General features: G+C 66.6%; 14 protein-coding genes and 1 pseudogene. 11 read left to right on the top strand and 4 right to left on the bottom strand.

The window, feature by feature from the left end; translation table 11 throughout:
• Positions 1 to 48: 48 nt before the first annotated feature.
• The 3 genes from VI123_RS10320 (at position 49) to VI123_RS10330 (ending at position 3459) form a co-directional block, all read left to right on the top strand.
• Positions 49 to 1389, top strand: coding sequence for a ribonuclease J (locus VI123_RS10320; RefSeq protein ID WP_336337963.1), 1341 nt, complete (start codon positions 49 to 51; stop codon positions 1387 to 1389).
• A gap of 4 nt (positions 1390 to 1393) precedes the next feature.
• Positions 1394 to 2434, top strand: a complete 1041-nt coding sequence (gene idsA3, locus VI123_RS10325; protein WP_336337964.1) for a geranylfarnesyl diphosphate synthase — start codon at positions 1394 to 1396, stop codon at positions 2432 to 2434.
• An 89-nt stretch (positions 2435 to 2523) separates the two neighbouring features.
• Positions 2524 to 3459, top strand: coding sequence for an ArsA family ATPase (locus VI123_RS10330; RefSeq protein WP_336337965.1), 936 nt, complete (start codon positions 2524 to 2526; stop codon positions 3457 to 3459).
• A 76-nt stretch (positions 3460 to 3535) separates the two neighbouring features.
• Here the strand turns inward: VI123_RS10330 and VI123_RS10335 are convergent, their stop codons facing one another.
• Positions 3536 to 4525, bottom strand: coding sequence for a sensor histidine kinase (locus VI123_RS10335; protein ID WP_336337966.1), 990 nt, complete (start codon positions 4523 to 4525; stop codon positions 3536 to 3538).
• Positions 4526 to 4783: 258 nt separating this feature from the next.
• On the opposite strand from VI123_RS10335, the gene VI123_RS10340 reads away from it, so the two are divergent.
• The gene (locus VI123_RS10340) at positions 4784 to 6523 is read left to right on the top strand and encodes a glutamate--tRNA ligase (protein WP_336337967.1); all 1740 of its coding nucleotides are present in this window, start codon (positions 4784 to 4786) and stop codon (positions 6521 to 6523) included.
• A 6-nt stretch (positions 6524 to 6529) separates the two neighbouring features.
• On the opposite strand, the pseudogene VI123_RS10345 reads toward VI123_RS10340, so the two are convergent.
• A pseudogene (locus tag VI123_RS10345) lies at positions 6530 to 6970 on the bottom strand (histidine kinase N-terminal 7TM domain-containing protein); the annotation flags it as partial.
• Between the two features lie 110 nt (positions 6971 to 7080).
• Here VI123_RS10345 and VI123_RS10350 point away from each other — a divergent pair.
• The 7 genes from VI123_RS10350 to VI123_RS10380 all read left to right on the top strand — a co-directional run bounded on the left by VI123_RS10350 (position 7081) and on the right by VI123_RS10380 (position 13948).
• The gene (locus tag VI123_RS10350; RefSeq protein ID WP_336337969.1) at positions 7081 to 8031 is read left to right on the top strand and encodes an alpha/beta hydrolase; all 951 of its coding nucleotides are present in this window, start codon (positions 7081 to 7083) and stop codon (positions 8029 to 8031) included.
• Positions 8032 to 8080: 49 nt separating this feature from the next.
• Entirely contained in the window at positions 8081 to 8410 is a 330-nt protein-coding gene (locus VI123_RS10355; protein WP_336337970.1) for a 4Fe-4S dicluster domain-containing protein, read from the top strand.
• Between the two features lie 203 nt (positions 8411 to 8613).
• A complete protein-coding gene (locus VI123_RS10360) occupies positions 8614 to 9468 on the top strand; it encodes an electron transfer flavoprotein subunit beta/FixA family protein (protein ID WP_336337971.1) in 855 nt (284 codons plus the stop codon).
• A 2-nt stretch (positions 9469 to 9470) separates the two neighbouring features.
• Positions 9471 to 11129: an electron transfer flavoprotein subunit alpha/FixB family protein gene (locus tag VI123_RS10365; protein ID WP_336337972.1), complete on the top strand. Its 1659-nt coding sequence runs from the start codon at positions 9471 to 9473 to the stop codon at positions 11127 to 11129.
• The gene (locus VI123_RS10370; protein ID WP_336337973.1) at positions 11122 to 12783 is read left to right on the top strand and encodes an FAD-dependent monooxygenase; all 1662 of its coding nucleotides are present in this window, start codon (positions 11122 to 11124) and stop codon (positions 12781 to 12783) included. The genes VI123_RS10365 and VI123_RS10370 overlap by 8 nt, the downstream gene beginning before the upstream one ends.
• Positions 12784 to 12788: 5 nt before the next feature.
• Positions 12789 to 13148 (top strand): hypothetical protein, encoded by a 360-nt coding sequence (locus tag VI123_RS10375; RefSeq protein ID WP_336337974.1) that lies wholly within the window; start codon positions 12789 to 12791, stop codon positions 13146 to 13148.
• Between the two features lie 68 nt (positions 13149 to 13216).
• On the top strand, positions 13217 to 13948 hold the full coding sequence (locus VI123_RS10380) for a GNAT family N-acetyltransferase (protein WP_336337975.1): 732 nt from the start codon (positions 13217 to 13219) through the stop codon (positions 13946 to 13948).
• Here VI123_RS10380 and VI123_RS10385 read toward each other — a convergent pair.
• Positions 13945 to 14919 carry an LLM class flavin-dependent oxidoreductase gene (locus VI123_RS10385; protein WP_336337976.1) on the bottom strand — a complete coding sequence of 325 codons (975 nt, stop codon included), beginning with the start codon at positions 14917 to 14919 and terminating at the stop codon, positions 13945 to 13947. The two genes, VI123_RS10380 and VI123_RS10385, sit on opposite strands and share 4 nt — an antisense overlap.
• Before the next feature lie 63 nt (positions 14920 to 14982).
• Positions 14983 to 16584 (bottom strand): class I adenylate-forming enzyme family protein, encoded by a 1602-nt coding sequence (locus VI123_RS10390; RefSeq protein WP_336337977.1) that lies wholly within the window; start codon positions 16582 to 16584, stop codon positions 14983 to 14985.
• Between the last annotated feature and the right edge of the window lie 108 nt (positions 16585 to 16692).

Below are 16692 nucleotides of genomic sequence, written 5' to 3' on the forward strand. Positions count from 1 at the left end.
GTGCCCCACCGGATGCCCGCGGCCGGCTTTCCACTCGGAGCTACAACCATGGAAGTCGAAATTGCGACAATTGGCGGTTACGAGGCTGTAGGCCGACAGATGACGGCCGTCCGTGCAGGGGACGACGTCGTCATCTTCGACATGGGCCTGAACCTCTCGAAGGTACTGATTCACGACAACGTCGAGACGGAACGGATGCACTCGCTGGACCTCATCGACATGGGTGCCATCCCGGACGACCGGGTCATGTCCGACCTGGAGGGCGACGTGAAGGCCATCGTGCCGACGCACGGTCACCTCGACCACATCGGCGCGATATCCAAGCTCGCCCACCGGTACGACGCACCCATCGTCGCGACGCCGTTTACTATCGAACTCGTCAAACAGCAGATTAAGAGCGAGGAGAAGTTCGGCGTCCAGAACGACCTCGTCAAGATGGAGGCCGGCGAGACGATGTCCATCGGCGAGCGCAACGAACTGGAGTTCGTCAACGTCACTCACTCCATCATCGACGCCATCAACCCCGTCCTCCACACGCCGGAGGGCGCGGTCGTCTACGGGCTGGACAAGCGGATGGACCACACGCCGGTCATCGGCGACCCCATCGACATGAAGCGGTTCCGCGAAATCGGCCGCGAGGGCGTCCTCTGTTACATCGAGGACTGTACGAACGCGGGCAAGAAGGGCCGCACGCCCTCCGAGTCCGTCGCGCGTCGCCACCTCAAGGACGTGATGGACAGCGTCGCTGACTACGACGGCGGCATCGTCGCGACGACGTTCTCCTCACACATCGCTCGTGTGAAGAGCCTCGTCGAGTTCGCCGACGACATCGGCCGCCAGCCGGTGCTGCTGGGTCGCTCGATGGAGAAGTACTCCGGCACCGCGGAGCGACTCGACTTCGTCGACTTCCCGGAGGACCTGGGCATGTATGGGCACCGCAAGTCCGTCGACCGCACGTTCAAGCGAATCATGAACGAGGGCAAGGAGAACTTCCTCCCCATCGTCACCGGCCACCAGGGCGAACCGCGCGCGATGCTCACACGCATGGGCCGGGGCGAGACGCCCTACGAGCTAGACGACGGCGACAAGGTGCTGTTCTCGGCCCGGGTCATCCCGGAACCGACCAACGAGGGTCAGCGCTACCAGTCCGAGAAGCTCCTGGGCATGCAGGGCGCACGCATCTACGACGACATCCACGTGTCGGGCCACCTCCGCGAGGAGGGCCACTACGAGATGCTCGAAGCGCTCCAGCCCAAGAACGTCATCCCGGCCCACCAGAGCCTCGAAGGGTTCGCACCGTACGTCGACCTCGCGGAAAACATGGGCTACAAAGCCGGGCGGGACCTCCACATCACCCGCAACGGCAACATGATAAAGCTCACCGAGTAAATCGATGTCCGAACGCCATCAGCAGGTCGAAGACGCGATTGTCGCCCGACGAGACCGGGTCAACGACGCCCTCCACGAGGACCTCCCGGTGCAGAAACCGGACCACCTCTACGAGGCGTCGCGCTACCTGTTGGACGCGGGCGGGAAACGACTCCGCCCGACGGTCCTGCTGCTGGTCGCGGAGTCGCTGCTCGACGTCGACCCGCTGACGGCGGCCTACCGTGACTTCCCGACGCTCGACGGCGGGCGGGCCGACGTGATGTCGGCCGCGCTGGCCATCGAGGTCATCCAGACGTTCACGCTCATCCACGACGACATCATGGACGACGACGCGCTCCGGCGCGGGGTGCCCGCCGTCCACAAGGAGTACGACCTCTCGACGGCGATTCTCGCCGGCGACACGCTGTACTCGAAGGCGTTCGAGTTCCTGCTCGACACGGGCGCGGCCCCAGAGCGGACCGTCGCCGCGAACAAGCGACTCGCGACGACGTGTACCCGCATCTGCGAGGGCCAGTCCCTGGACATCGAGTTCGAGCAACGCGACGTAGTCACGCCCGAGGAGTATCTGGAGATGGTCGAACTCAAGACGGCCGTGCTGTACGGCGCGGCCGCCTCGATTCCGGCCACGCTGCTGGGGGCCGACGAGGCGACCGTCGACGCCCTGTACAACTACGGGCTCGACGTGGGTCGTGCGTTCCAGATTCAGGACGACCTGCTGGACCTGACGACCCCCTCGGAGAAGCTCGGTAAGCAGCGGGGCTCTGACCTCGTGGAGAACAAGCAGACGCTCGTGACGCTGCACGCCCGCCAGCAGGGCGTCGACGTCGGCGAACTCATCGACACGAACTCCGTCGAGGCGGTCTCGGAGGCCGAAATCGACGCCGCCGTCGAGCGCCTGCGGGAGGTGGGCTCTATCGAGTACGCCCGCCAGACCGGCCAGGACCTCATCGCGAGCGGCAAGCAGAACCTCGAAGTCCTGCCGGACAACGAGACCCGCTACCTGCTCGAAGGCATCGCCAACTACCTCGTCGAGCGCGACTACTGAGGGCCCCCGAGGCCCCCTTTTGCAGTCGTCCACCCGATCCCGACAGCCACTGGTCAGCAACTAAGACGCGTCGCGCCCTAGCGACGCTCGTGACTCGATTCGTCCTCTACGGCGGCAAGGGCGGCGTCGGCAAGACGACGGTGGCGGCGGCATCGGGCCACCGCCTGGCAGCGGCGGGCCACGAGACGCTCGTCGTTTCGACGGACCCCGCACACTCGCTGGGCGACGCCGTCGAAGCCGAGGTCGGCGGCGACCCGACGGAAATCCGGTCGGGGTTGTGGGGCGTCGAGGTGGACCCACAGACCGGCATCGACCGCTACCGCTCGCTGTTCGAGGCGCTGGCGGCGGAGTTCTCCGACGCCGGCATCAGGCTGGACGAAGACGAGGTCGCGGCGCTGTTCACGTCGGGCGTGATGCCCGGCAGCGACGAGCTGGCGGCTATCGAGGGCATGGCGACGTACGTCGAAAGCGACCGCTGGGACCGCGTGGTGTTCGACACCGCCCCGACCGGCCACACGCTCCGCCTGCTCGACCTCCCGTCGGTGATGGACCGCGGCGTGGCGACGGCGATGGACCTGCGCGACCAGGTCCGCCGGAAGGCCAACACCGCGCGGACCATGTTCTTCGGCCCGATGGCCGGCCGGCGAGACGACGGCCCCGACGACTTCACCGCGATGCGCAAGCGGATGGACCGCGTCGGGAGGGTGTTGCGGGACCCGGAACAGACCGAATTCCGCGTCGTCACCGTCCCCGAGACGATGGCCGTCCGTGAGTCCGAGCGGCTGGTCGGGCGGCTCCGCGAGTTCGAGGTCCCCGTGACGACGCTCGTCGTGAACAAGGTCATCGAGGACGCCGGCGACTGCGACCGCTGTCGCGCGAAGCGGGCCGATCAGGAGGCAGCCATCGGGACCCTGCGTGACGCGCTGCCCGACCTCGACGTGTGGACGATTCCCGACCAGTCCGGCGAGGTGACTGGGCTGGCGGCGCTGGAACGGGTCGCGGAATCGCTGGCTGCCGTGGACTGACCGCTCCCCGGTGCGAGTGAATCAGTCTGCGTTGAATACGCGGCCGGTGTGTGACTCGATACTCCGGTCAGCACCGTCACTCGGTCGTGTCGACGTCGGTGATTTCGAACTGCGCTCCGCCGGTTTCACTCTCGGTGACACTGATGTCCCACCCCTGGGCAACGACGTTTCTTCGGACGAGATGGAGGCCGAGGCCCGTCCCGTCACCGAGAGTGTACTTGCGTTCGAATACCCGCCCACGCTCGCTTTCGGGTATGCCGGTCCCGTTGTCGGCGACGTAGAAGCCGTCCTCCAGGTCGCCAACCGTGACGGTCACTCCCCTGCCCCCGTGTTCGACGGCGTTCCCCAGGAGATTATCGAAGATAGGCTTCAACCGGGACGGGATAGCCGTAACCGTCCGGTCTGTTTCGAGGACGAGCGTCTCGTTGGTCGTATCAATCGTCTGCCAGCACCACTTCGCCATCTCCGCGAGGGCAATATCCTCGACCGTCCCCGCGTTCTCCCCGTCCCGTGCGAGCGCTAACTGGTCGTCGACTGTCTCGGACGCCCGCTCGACGGCGTTGCTCACGACATCGAGGTAGCTACTGTCGCACTCCTCGCGCGCGAGTTTCAAGTTCGCACGGGCGACGCCCAGTGGGTTCCTGAGGTCGTGGCTCACCTGCTCGGCGAACTCCTCCAACTGCTCCGTCTGCTGCTCGAATAGTCGTTCGTACTGGCGCTGTGCTGTCGCATCCCGGACGACTTTCGCAAACCCACTGAGTGCGCCGGACTCATCGAACAGCGCGGTGAGGGAGAACTCCGCCCAGAACCGCTCCCCGTCTTTCCGGACGCGCCAGCCCTGTCCTTTTATCGCACCCTCGTTTTCGGCACGAGCCAGTAACTGTTCTGGTGCCCCCGTAGATATCGCGTCGTCGACAAAAAACGTCCGGTAGTGCGTTCCGAGTATCTCGCTTCGGGAATACCCCTTGATACGTTCGGCCCCCGCATTCCACGTAGCGACGCGGCCGTCCGGCCCCATCTCGAAAATCGCGTAGTGTTCGATATCCGCTACAAAATCAAAACTCATGTCGGGTATTTAAACTCTACACGCAGATAAAAACTCTCGCATGCTGGATACCAAACGTACGATAATGGGGACCGACCGCCGGTGAACGAACGGAGAGACGAGGTGTGGGACCCGCCGTCCGCCCCTTTCAGTACGGTGGTGGACTGAATTGCCCGAACCGGTGCCGACGGGCGGACGGACACTGTCTCCTGACGCCCTGTCCTCAGTCGCTAGCCGAACCCGACGGCGTTTTGACCCTCCCAGTCGCAGGTCCCGGTAATGGACGACGAGTTGCGAGACCGAATCAGGGAGGCGGCGGAGACGAGCGCCCTCCTCAACGCGGTCAAACACGACAGCGAGGCACAGGTCGGCGCGATAATGGGACCGCTCATGGGCGAGAACCCCGAGTTCCGCGAGCACGGCGACGAGATTCCGGGCGTCATCGCGCCGGTCGTCGAGCGGGTCAACGGCATGGACGCCGACGAGCGACGCGAACGGCTGGCCGAACTCGCCCCCGAGAAGCTCGAAGAACTGGAGGCCGAGGACGAGGGCGAGGACCACCCGCTGCCGGACCTGCCCAACGCCGACGACTACGACACCGTTCGGATGCGCGTCGCCCCCAACCCCAACGGCCCGTGGCACATCGGCCACGCGCGGATGGCGGCTGTCGTCGGCACGTACAAGGACCGCTACGACGGTGAGTTCATCTGCCGCTTCGACGACACCGACCCCGAGACGAAGCGTCCCGACTTGGACGCCTACGACGCCATCCTCGACGCCATCGGCTATCTGGGCTTCGAACCGGACGACGTGGTGAACGCCAGCGACCGCGTCGAGACGTACTACGAGTACGCCCGCGACCTCATCGAGAAGGGCGGGGCCTACACCTGCTCGTGCCCGCAGGGCGAGTTCTCCGACCTGAAGAACAGCGGCGAGGCCTGTCCCCACCGCGAGAAGGACGCCGAGACCACCCGCGAGGAGTTTGAGGCGATGGTCGACGGCGAGTACGACAGCGGCGAGATGGTCCTGCGGGTCCGGACCGACATCACCCACAAGAACCCCGCCCTGCGGGACTTCGTGGCCTTCCGCATCGTCGACACGCCACACCCGCGCGAGGAGGCGGCGGAGTACCGCTGCTGGCCCATGCTCGACTTCCAGAGCGGACTGGACGACCACCTGCTCGGCGTGACACACATCATCCGCGGCATCGACCTCCAGGACTCCGCGAAGCGCCAGCAGTTCGTCTACGACTACTTCGGCTGGGAGTACCCCGAGGTCATCCACTGGGGCCACGTCCAGGTCGACGAGTACGACGTGCCGCTGTCCACGTCGAGCATCGCTGAGCTCATCGAGACCGGCGAGCTAGCGGGCTGGGACGACCCGCGCGCGCCGACCGTCGCTAGCCTCGAACGGCGCGGCATCCGCGGCGAAGCCGTCGTCGACGCGATGATTCAACTGGGCACGTCCACCTCGAACGTCGACCTCGCGATGTCCGCTATCTACTCGAACAACCGCGACCTCGTCGACGACGCCTCGGACCGGGCGTTCTTCGTCCGCGACGACGACGCCCACGGCGGTCTCGTCGAGCGCCAGGTCGTCGGCGGTCCCGACGCCGGCGAGCCGCCGCTGCACCCCGACTTCGAGGAGCGGGGCCGCCGCGAGATTCCGGTCGTGGGGGGCGTGGCCGTCGAGGGTGACGACCTGCCGCCCCACGGCGAGCGCGTCTGGCTCAAGGGCTACGGCTGCGTGCGCCACACCCGCGACGCCTTCGAGTACACCGGCGACGACATCGACGCCGTCCGGGAGGAGGGCGTCGACGTGATTCACTGGGCCCCCGCCGACGGTCCCGCCGTCCGCCTGCGGACCATGGACGGCGACGTGACCGGCGTGGCCGAACCCGGACTGCTCGGCTACGACGCCGACGCGGTCGTCCAGTTCGAACGCATCGGGTTCGCCCGCCTCGACGACGTGGCCGAGGCTCCCGACACGGAGTCCGTCGCGTACTTCACTCACCCCTGACTGCCGTCACGGCCGCCCGGCAGCCGGTTCCCTGGCCCGGCTCGCGGCTTCGATGCCGCTGAACTCGAAGCGAGCGCCGCCGTCTTCGCCCTCGGTAATCGTCAGCTCCCAGCCGTGGGCCTCGGCCCCAGCGAGGAGTGACTCGGCCGCCGGGTTCGCGTGGCTGATACGGCCGTCGGTATCGACGACGAGCGCTCCGTCGCCCATCTGTTCCACGATAGTCTCCTGTGCGGCCGGAACCGGGTCGAGCGTCTCGAACGTGTACAGCCCCGTCGTCATCGCCAGCCCGGAGATGCCCCAGGCGAAAATCGTGGCGTCCTCGGGGACCTGGAGAAAGTACTGCTGGCTCAGCGCGACCGTCCAGGGGGCCAGCGCCGCGACGAGGACGGCCGCGGCCTGTGTCCGGTACAGGTGCCGAGAGCGGACGAACAGCTGGACCAGCACGAGCCGCACAAACGCACAGCGACGGAGTGTCGGGTAGTGAGACGGCGACGCGTCCGTTGCGTCGGAGTGCCGATAGCGTCGGGCTTAAGCCCGTGACGGCCCGACCGTCGCCCGTGACAGACCCTGCTCCCGAGTCGGTGACCGTCCAGCGCGACATCCCGTTCCAGGAGGCGGACGGCGAGACGCTGACGCTCGACCTGTACGACTCGCCGGCGGCCAGCGGCCCGAAGCCGGTCGCCGTGCTCGTCCGCGGCGGCGCGTTCGCGTTCGGCGACAAGGGCGAGTTCGCCCGGCACGCGCTCGACCTCGCGGCGGACGGCTTCCTCGTCGTCGAGCCCCAGTACCGCCTCGCGCCGGAGTGGACCTTCCCGGCGGCGCTGGTGGACGTGAAGGCCGCTATCGAGTGGGCCCGGTCGGAGGGCGAGGGCTACGGCGCTGACACCGACCGCATCGTCGGCGTCGGCCACTCGGCAGGGGCGAATCTCGTCGTTCTGGCCGCGCTGACGGCCGACGAGCCCGGGTTCGAACCCGAACTGTACCCCGGCGCGTCCTCCCACCTGTCGGCCGCCGTCGGCTACGCCGGGGTGTACGACTTCCGCTCGCTCGACGCCGCGACGGGCGAGGGCGAGCGGTTCCACCGCCAGTACCTCGGCGGCGGACCCGACGACGAGCCCGCGGCCTACGACCTGGCCTCGCCGGTCGCACAGGCCGACACCGACGCGCCGCCGATACTGTTGCTCCACGGCACCGAGGACGAGACCGTCCCGCCGTCCCAGTCCGAACTGCTGGCCGACGCCCTCGGGCCGATGACCGACGTGGTTCACGAGCCGGTGCCGGCGGACCACGGGTTCCCGTTCCACGGCGCTCACTACGACGACGTGTACGAGCGGACCGTCGAGTTCCTCCGGGGGGTCGCTGCCGGGCCGGACGCCGCCGACGCGACCGACTCGGTCGGCGATACCGGCGGTCCCGGCGGCGACCTACCGGACCCGACAGACCGCATCGACGACTCCGGGCCGGCGGGCGGCAGGGACCCGGACCGCCGCGACGGCCCCGGGTTCTGACGGCGAGGTCGAAAAGTTAAGTAGCTCCCAAAGATGAGATAAGATACCAATGGCCATAGACCCGGAGTTCGAGGAGAACCGCGACGTTGTCGAACAACACGACGGCCACAACGTCTGGGGGCCGGTCGACGAGCCCGAGGAACTGGGCATCCACGGGACACACGTCGCCGTCGACTTCGACATCTGTCTCGCCGACGGCGCGTGCCTGGAGGACTGTCCCGTCGACGTGTTCGAGTGGGTCGACACGCCGGACCATCCGGAGAGCGAAATCAAGGCCGACCCCGCCCACGAGGACCAGTGCATCGACTGCATGCTCTGTGTCGACGTGTGTCCGGTCGACGCCATCGACGTGGACCCGGGCCGCGCCGGGCGTATCTGAGACCCTCTAACCGTTCCTTCTGCGAGAGTACAGCCTCTGACGCCGCGTACGGACTCGTTTGCTAGCTGTCAGTCGCCGACGGATTCCACGTCGCTCGCTTCTCGTCGCCACTGGGACGGGTGCGCTTACCTGTCACTCGGAATTGTAAACATACATTTATTATAGAATCATGTGTGAGATACACTCACGAGGGTCGTGATACCATGCATACTGTCGTCATGACGAAAGGCGTCCCGGACTTCCGGGAGGGACAGGTATCGTTCGACGAGGAGGGTCATCTCGAACGGGGGAAGACACCGACGGTGATGAACCCCAACGACAAGCACGCGCTGCGGGCCGCGTTCCAGACGAAAGTCCGCAACGGCGGGCACGTCTCGCTGATGAGCATGGGCCCGCCGGGCTACGAGGAGGTCCTCCAGGAGGGAATGGCGGACGTGTACGCCGACGACCTCTATCTCCTCTCGGACCGCGAGATGGGCGCGGCCGACACGTGGGCGACGGCGATGACGGTCGCCAGCGGCCTCCAGAAACTGGAGACGGAGCCCGACCTCGTGTTCGCGGGCTTCAAGACGGCCGACGGTGAGACCGGTCACACCGGGCCACAGACCTGCTGGTGTCTCGACTGGCCGATAATCACGCACGTCCTCTCGCTGGATATCGACGAGGACGCGCGGACCGTGCGGGCCAAACGCCTGGTCGACGGCGACATCTCCGAAATCGAGACGGTCGAGGCGCCGATGCCGTGTTTCATCGTCGCCGACCCGGAGTTCGAACCCACTTACCGGCGGGCCAGTCACCGGCTGAAACACAAGGACCTCCGCGAGGAGACGACTGAGCGAGCCGAAGACTACGAGGATCACCTGACGGTCTGGGACCACACCGATCTCAATCTGGACCCGGACTACATCGGGCTGGACGGCTCGCCGACCATCGTCGCCGGCGTCGACCCGATCCCGAAGGCCCCCTCTGAGCGAGAGGCGACGGTTATCGACGCCGGCGCGGACGAGGCCATGGAACAGGTCGTGGACGAACTCGCGCCGTACGCGGCGGGTGACTGACGATGGCCGAAATCGACCCCACGGAGTACGAGATCGCCGAGCTCGGACCGAAGATCAAGGACGTCGACGACGCCGACGAACTGCGGGCGATGCTGGAACTCGAAGAGGGCGGCGAGGACCGCGTGCCGGTCAAGACGCTCATCGAGGACCGAATCGAGAAGGTCGAGGACGAGGGCGACGGGGAACTCGACCCCGAGACCGTCGACCTCGCCGCGCTGACTGTCGCCGACGTGGCGAACATGGTCCGGGACATCGACGACGCCGAGGTGCTCCGGGACCTCTTAGAGCGCGAGCAGGCCGGCGAGGACCGCAAGACGGCGAAGTCTCAGATAGAGAGCCGCATCGAGTCTGTCGAGGGAACCGAGGAGTCAGAGGTCGCAGAGGCCGAGTACGTGCCGCCCGAAGAGAAGTACCCCGAACTCGACCACCCGACCAACGACAAGCAGTGGGTCGAGGGCACCGTCGGCGCGGAGTACCGCGACATGTGGGTCTACTGCGAGACGCAGGCGGGCGACCTCGTGGACGTGTCCAAAGAGATGCTCGGGAAGGCCCGCGACCTGATGGACACCTACAACGCCGAGTACGATGCTGACGAGCGCGTCGTCGCAGTGCTCATCGGTGCCGACGCCAGCGACCACGTCGACGACGTCATCGCCTACGGGGCCGACCTCGTCCTCTATCACGAGGACGACCGCCTCGAACGCTTCCGTCACCAGCCCTACACCGAGATCTTCTGTGACATGGCTCGGGCGGGCGGCGACCTGGCCGCCGAGGGCCGCGAGGAGGTGGACTGGAAGGACTACCACGAACCGCGGTACACGGTCTTCCCGGCCACGAACAACGGGCGGGACCTCTCGGCGCTCGTTCAGGGCGAACTCGACTCGGGGCTGGCCTCGGACTGTTCGGGGCTGTACATCGAGAACGCGATGATATCCAATCCCGCGAAGGTCGGCACGGCCGGCGACAAGAAGGAATTCGAGCGCGTCCTGCACATGAAGCGTCCGGACTTCTCCGGCTTCGAGTACTCGACCATCCTCTGTATCGACAAGCCAAACCGGGACTTCCACCCGCAAGGGGCGTCCGTCATTCCGGGGAGTTTCGAGATTCCGGACCCCGACTTCGAGCGTGAAGCCGAGGTCGTCGATTACGAGATGGAACTCGACGCGGACTGGTTCCAGGTCGAGGTCGAGGAGTTCGACCGTCTCTCGGGTGGCGTCGACCTCACCGGGAACGACGTGGTCGTCGCCGTCGGTCGCGGCATCGGCGACGATCCGACGACGGGCATCGAACTGGCACTCGACCTCGTGGACGCCTTCGACGAGGCCGACCTCGGGCTCTCTCGGGGCGTCATCACCTCGTCGTACTCCTTCGACGGCCATGTCGAACAGTACGTCACCGAGGAGCGCCAGATCGGCGAGTCCGGACAGGAGGTCGAACCGGACGTGTACATCGCGGCGGGTATCTCCGGCGCGATACAGCACAAGGTCGGCTGCGACGAGTCGGACACGATAATCGCCGTCAACACCGACCCGGACGCCGACATCCGCGACTTCTCTGATTACCTCATCGAGGGCGACCTGTTCGAGGTCTTACCGCGCCTGACGGAGGCGGTCGAAGCGGGCGACCTCGGCGCGGTCGTGGGGGAGGTCAGCGATGACTGACTCCTACGAGGAGTACGAGGCGGTCGTCGTCGGCTGTGGCCCCGGCGGGGCCGCGGCGGCGGCGAACCTCGCGCGAAACGGCGTCGAGACGCTCGTCCTCGAACGCGGCGTCGACGCCGGATCCAAGAACGTCTCTGGCGGCCTCATCTACGCCGAGGAGTCGGCCCCCTACACCATTGACGGGCTGTTCCCCGGGTTCCGGGAGGAGGCGACCGAGCGGCCGGTCACCGAGAACTACATCCACAACGTCGCCGGCGAGAAGGTCAAGACCTTCGACATCGGCGACCTCCACCACCACGACACGGCGTGGGCCGACTCGGTGCTCCGCCGGAAGATGGACTCCTGGCTCGCCCAGCAGGTCCACGAGCGCACCCGCGAGACCGGCGGCGGCCTGCTGACCGAGGTCCACGTCACCGGCCTGCTGCGCGAGCGCGGCGAGATCGTCGGCGTGACGACGGAGGAACTCGACCCAATCAAGGCCGATCTGATCGTGGCGGCCGACGGTGTCAACTCCGAACTGGCCCGTGACGCGGGCTTGATGGACTGGGAGGAGCCGGAAGAGTGGTTCCAGGGCGTCAAGGCCGTCGTCGACGTGGAGCCGGACCTCATCAACGAGCGCTTCGGCGTGGACGCGGACGACGGCGCGGCCCACCTGTTCTCGGGCGACCTGTTCGACGGCGTCCGGGGCGGCGGCTTCCTCTACACCAACGAGTCGTCGCTCTCCATCGGGACCGTGTTCCACCTCGACTCAATCGCTGAAGAGGAGGCCGAGCCACACGAACTGCTGGACGGCCTGCTCACCCACCCGCTCATGGCCCAGTGGCTCGGCGACGAGTACGACGAGCGCGAGTACAGCGCCAAGCTGGTCCCCGACTCGAAGAAGGCGGCTCACCCATCGCCCCACGAGGACCGCCTCGTCCTGGTCGGCGACGCCGCGGGGCAGATGCAGGCCCAAGGCCCGATAATCAAGGGGATGAACCACGCCGTGACCGCGGGGGCGCTGGCCGCCGAGGCCTTCGCCGACGCGCGCTCGCGCAACGACCCCCACCGCGCCGGCGAACTGTACGAGAAGAAGCTCCACGACGAGGGCGTGATGGACAAGCTCCGACCCACCCGCTACGAGGTGTTCGGACGGCTCGGTGAACTCGGGCCGGTCGACGACGTCTCGAACAGCATCGCGGAGTCCGCCGTCGGTCGCTTCGGCGTCCGGGCCGCGTCGGGACTGCTCGAACGGGCCTACTCCTCGCCGACGCTGGTGTCGATGATTCCGGACACCAAGCTGCCCTACGTGACGCTGCCAACGATCATCGCGGAGGAACTCGGCGAGCGCGTCGAGGACGAGAACACCGTCTCGCCACCGGACCTGGCCGACCGCATCGGCGACCTGACCTACGATGTCGGCGATCCACACATCGAGCTCCTCGACAAGTCCTTCGAGGCGTCGGGGACCGCGGTCACTGCCTGTCCGGTCAGTGCGAAGGGCTTCGGGGGCGGCTGTTACCGCGACGAGCGGGTGCAGACGAACGGCAGCGAGGAACACCTCGTGAGCCTCGACACCCAGCCCTGCGTGGAGTGTGGGACCTGCGCGGTCGTCGCCGACACCGAGTGGGAGCATCCAGCGGGGGGCAAGGGAGTCGAGTTCGAGCAGGGCTGACCGCCGTGACCCACCAGTATCACGACCGGATTCGGGCGCTTTCCCGGCGCGCCGAGGCGGCCCGCGAGTCGCTGGACCCGGACCCGCCGGACGACAAGCGTGCGATGACTCTGCTCCGGGAGGGCTTCGGTCCCACCGTCGCGCTGTACTGCGAAGCCCGCACCGGCGGCACCTGGGTGCGGTTCTCCGAGGCCGAGTTCGAGCGCCTGGAGGCGACGATGAACGACTGGCTGGACTGCTACGCCGCCTGCTACGGTGTGGAGTTAGCCGGCTCCTACGCCATCAGAGAGGCCGCGGAACTGCTCGTCGACACCCACAACGCCCGGGACGTGGCACAGGTGCTGACCGGTGTTCCGGAGCGGTAGCGACCGTTTACCGAGAAATACATGGTTTATGATAAAGGATTAAGTACTGTCTCGTGGTACTAGTTACCATGGAGCTGACAGAGCCACTGCAGTTCGACCACGAGGACCGCAGGGACATCTACGAGTACGTCGAATCGCACGGGTCCGTCGAGCCGAGAGCCGCCCGGACGGCGCTGCAGATGGACCCGCGACCGTTCGGTCATCACGTCGCGATACTCAAACGCGACGGCGTACTGGAGGACATCGACGGGGAACTCCGCGTCGCCTACAACGACACCGTCGAGGAGGAGTTCGAGGCCGACGACATCGAGTTCACCATCCGGCAGGCCCGCCAGGAGGACCTCACCGGGCTCGTCGGGGCCATCCGGGCCGCCATCGGCGGCGGCGAGTACGTCGACGCCGAGACTGTCGCCGACGTGGTCGACAGCGAGGGCGTGTTGCTCCGGCACAACGAACTGGAGTCGCGCATCTTCTTCGTCGCCTGCATCGACGACGACGTGGTCGGCTGGGTCCACCTCAAGCACCCGGAGGTCGAGAAGCTGAGCCACACGGCCGAGCTCACGCTGGGCGTTCTCGAACAGTACCGCGGCCACGGCATCGGCTCGCAACTGCTCGCCCGCGGGACCGAGTGGGCGGCCACGCACGGGTACGAGAAACTGTACAACTCCGTGCCCTCGACGAACGAGGATGCCATCGAGTTCCTGGAGAGCCACGGCTGGGGGACCGCGGCCGTCCGCGAGGACCACTACAAGTTCGGCGACGAGTACGCCGACGAGGTGATGATGGAAGCCGACCTCTAGCTCGGTCCCAGCGCCCGAATCGTCTCCCGAGCCAGCTCCCCGTCGACCTGCTGTGGCACCGTTAGCAGAAGCCGGTCGAGGACGTCCCTGTCCGCTACCGCATCCCGTTTTTCCCGCGCCTGTTCCGGCGTCCCGGCGATTCCGAGGTCCGCCGCCATCTCGTCGGTGACCAGCTCCGTCGCCTCGCCGCGGTCGCCCGCTCCCCAGGCGTCGGCGATGCGTTCCGCCCGGTCCGGATACGCTTCCGCGACGGCCCGACGGTAGCCCTCGCCGCTGCCGACGTAGTAGGCGACGTGCTGGCGGAGTTCCTCGGTCGCCCGGTCGGCGTCCTCGTGGACCACCGCCGGCACGTACGGTGCGACCGTAATCTCGCTCGGGTCGCGGTCGGCCTCGCGGGCGGTTTCAGCGATGTACTCGAACGCCGAGTCGAGCTCGGAGAACGGAATCATATGCGGGAGCCAGCCGTCGGCGAGGCGCGCGACGACCCGCCTGTTGGCCGGCCCGAGCGCCGCGTGGTACACCGGCACCTCGCGCCCCAGCGGCGGGACCCCCTCGACCGACACCACCTCGCCGTCGTAGCTCACCCGCTCCTCACCAGTCGTGAGCCGCTTGACGACGTCGATGGTCTCGTGGGCGCGACGGACCGGACGCTCGAAGGCCATGCCGTGCATGTTCTCGACCGACCGGGCCGTGCTCGTTCCCAGCCCCAGCACCGCCCGGCCGTCCGACACCCTGTCGAGTGTCGCCGCAGTCATCGCCAGCACGGCCGGCGACCGCGAGAAGACGTTGAGTATGGCCGTCCCGAGTTCGACCTCGTCGGTCCGGGTGGCGACGTCCGTGAGTTCGACGACGGAGCTTGCCCCCCACAGCTCGTTGAGCCAGACCGAGTCGTAGCCCCACTCCTCGGCCTCGACCGCGAGGTCGACTGTGCTGTGGTCCTCGACACGTGGCACGACGACGCCCAGATGCATGGTCCGACCGACCGCCGGAATCCTAATAAAGAATCGTGTTGATGGTTCGCTGACGTTCCGGCCTCACTCCTGGCCTATCATCCGTTCCTGCTCCTTCCAGTACTCCTTCCGGAGTTCGTACTTCTGGATTTTCCCGGTCGCCGTCTCGGGTAGCGAGTCCCGGAAGTCGACGCCTGAGGGGCGTTTGTAGCTGGCGACCCGTTCCCTGAGGAAGTCGAGGATGTCCTGTTCGGTCACGTCGCTGTCGGCCGTCGGGACCACGATGGCCATCGGCGTCTCGCCCCAGTCCTCGCTCGGAACGGGGATGACCGCGGCTTTCAGCACGTCGGGGTGGTCGTACAGTTCGTCCTCCAGTTCGATGGAAGAGATGTTCTCGCCGCCGGAGATGATGATGTCCTTCCGCCGGTCCATTATCTGTATCATCCCGTCCGCGTCCCACGTGGCGAGGTCGCCGGTGTGGAAATAGCCATCGACGCGGTCTGAGAAGGCCTCCTCGGTGATGTCCGGCTTGTTGAGATAGCGGTCCATCACCTGATTGCCCCGCACCACCACCTCGCCGATAGTCGCCCCGTCGCGTGGTACGTCGTCGCCGCCCTCGTCGACGATTCTGATGTCGGTACACATGGCCTCCGAGCCCTGCTTGACCTTGATATATCGGCCCCGTCCGGCGATGCGCCGTGGGGAGTTGCTGGTCGTGATGATGGGGGCCGTCTCGGTCAGGCCGTAGATGTGGATGATGCGCCAGCCGAATTCGTCCTCGACGCGCTCGATGGTCGCCGTCGCCGGGGCGCTGCCGGCCGTGGCGATGCGCACGTCACGGTCGCCCCGCGTCTCGATGTCGCCGTCCGCGGCCCGGTAGTGCTGGACGAGCTTGTTCAACACCGTCGGCGCGCCACACATGAAAGACACGTCGTACTCCCGGACCCGGCGGAAGGTGTCCGCGGCGTCGAAGGTCCGCTGGCAGACGTGGGTCCCGCCGGTCCCCGTTATCGCGTAGGTGTGACCCCAGCCGTTGCAGTGGAACATCGGCAGCGTCCAGAGGTACGTGTCGTCGTCGCGGACCTCCATGTGTTGGTTGAGAATCAGCGCGTGCCAGCTCTCGGTGCGGTGGGTCCTGACGACCCCTTTCGGGTCCCCGGTCGTCCCCGAAGTATAGTTGATGCTGGCGTCGTCGTCTTCCGAGATGTCGGGCCGGTCCGGTTCGGCCGTCGGCTGGTCGTCGAGCAGGGCCGCGTACTCCTCCCACTCGCCCTCGATGCGGTCGGCCTCGTAGCCGACGAACGTCTCCGCGGGGACGGCATCGCGTACCGGCTGGACCTTCTCTGCGAAGTCGTAGTCGGCGATTACCGTCGACGCCTCGCAGTCGTTCAAAATGTACTCGATTTTCGCGGGGTCGAGCCGGTAGTTCAGCGGGACGAACACCGCACCGAGCTTGTTCGCCGCGTACAACGTCTCGATGAAGTAGTGTGTGTTCGGCGCGAGGACGGCCACCCGGCTGCCCTTCGAGACGCCCCGTTCCGAGAGCGCGTGTGCCAGCTGATTGACCCGCTCGTTCACCTCGGCGTACGTGTACTCGGTGCCGTCGTGGGCAACGATGCCGGTCACGTCGTCGTAGATGTCCGCCGCACGGTCGATGAAGTCGGTTGTGAGCATCTCGCGTTTCATGGTAACACGCCTTACTAGTCGATTTCTATTCCAATTATTATTATATTTTCTTCGCTGATTGTCGGCACGCGTCCCGTTAGTTCCCTCGTGAGAATCAAACCAGTTACC

Source organism: Haloarcula sp. DT43 (assembly GCF_037078405.1).
Taxonomy (GTDB): Archaea; Halobacteriota; Halobacteria; order Halobacteriales; family Haloarculaceae; genus Haloarcula; species Haloarcula brevis.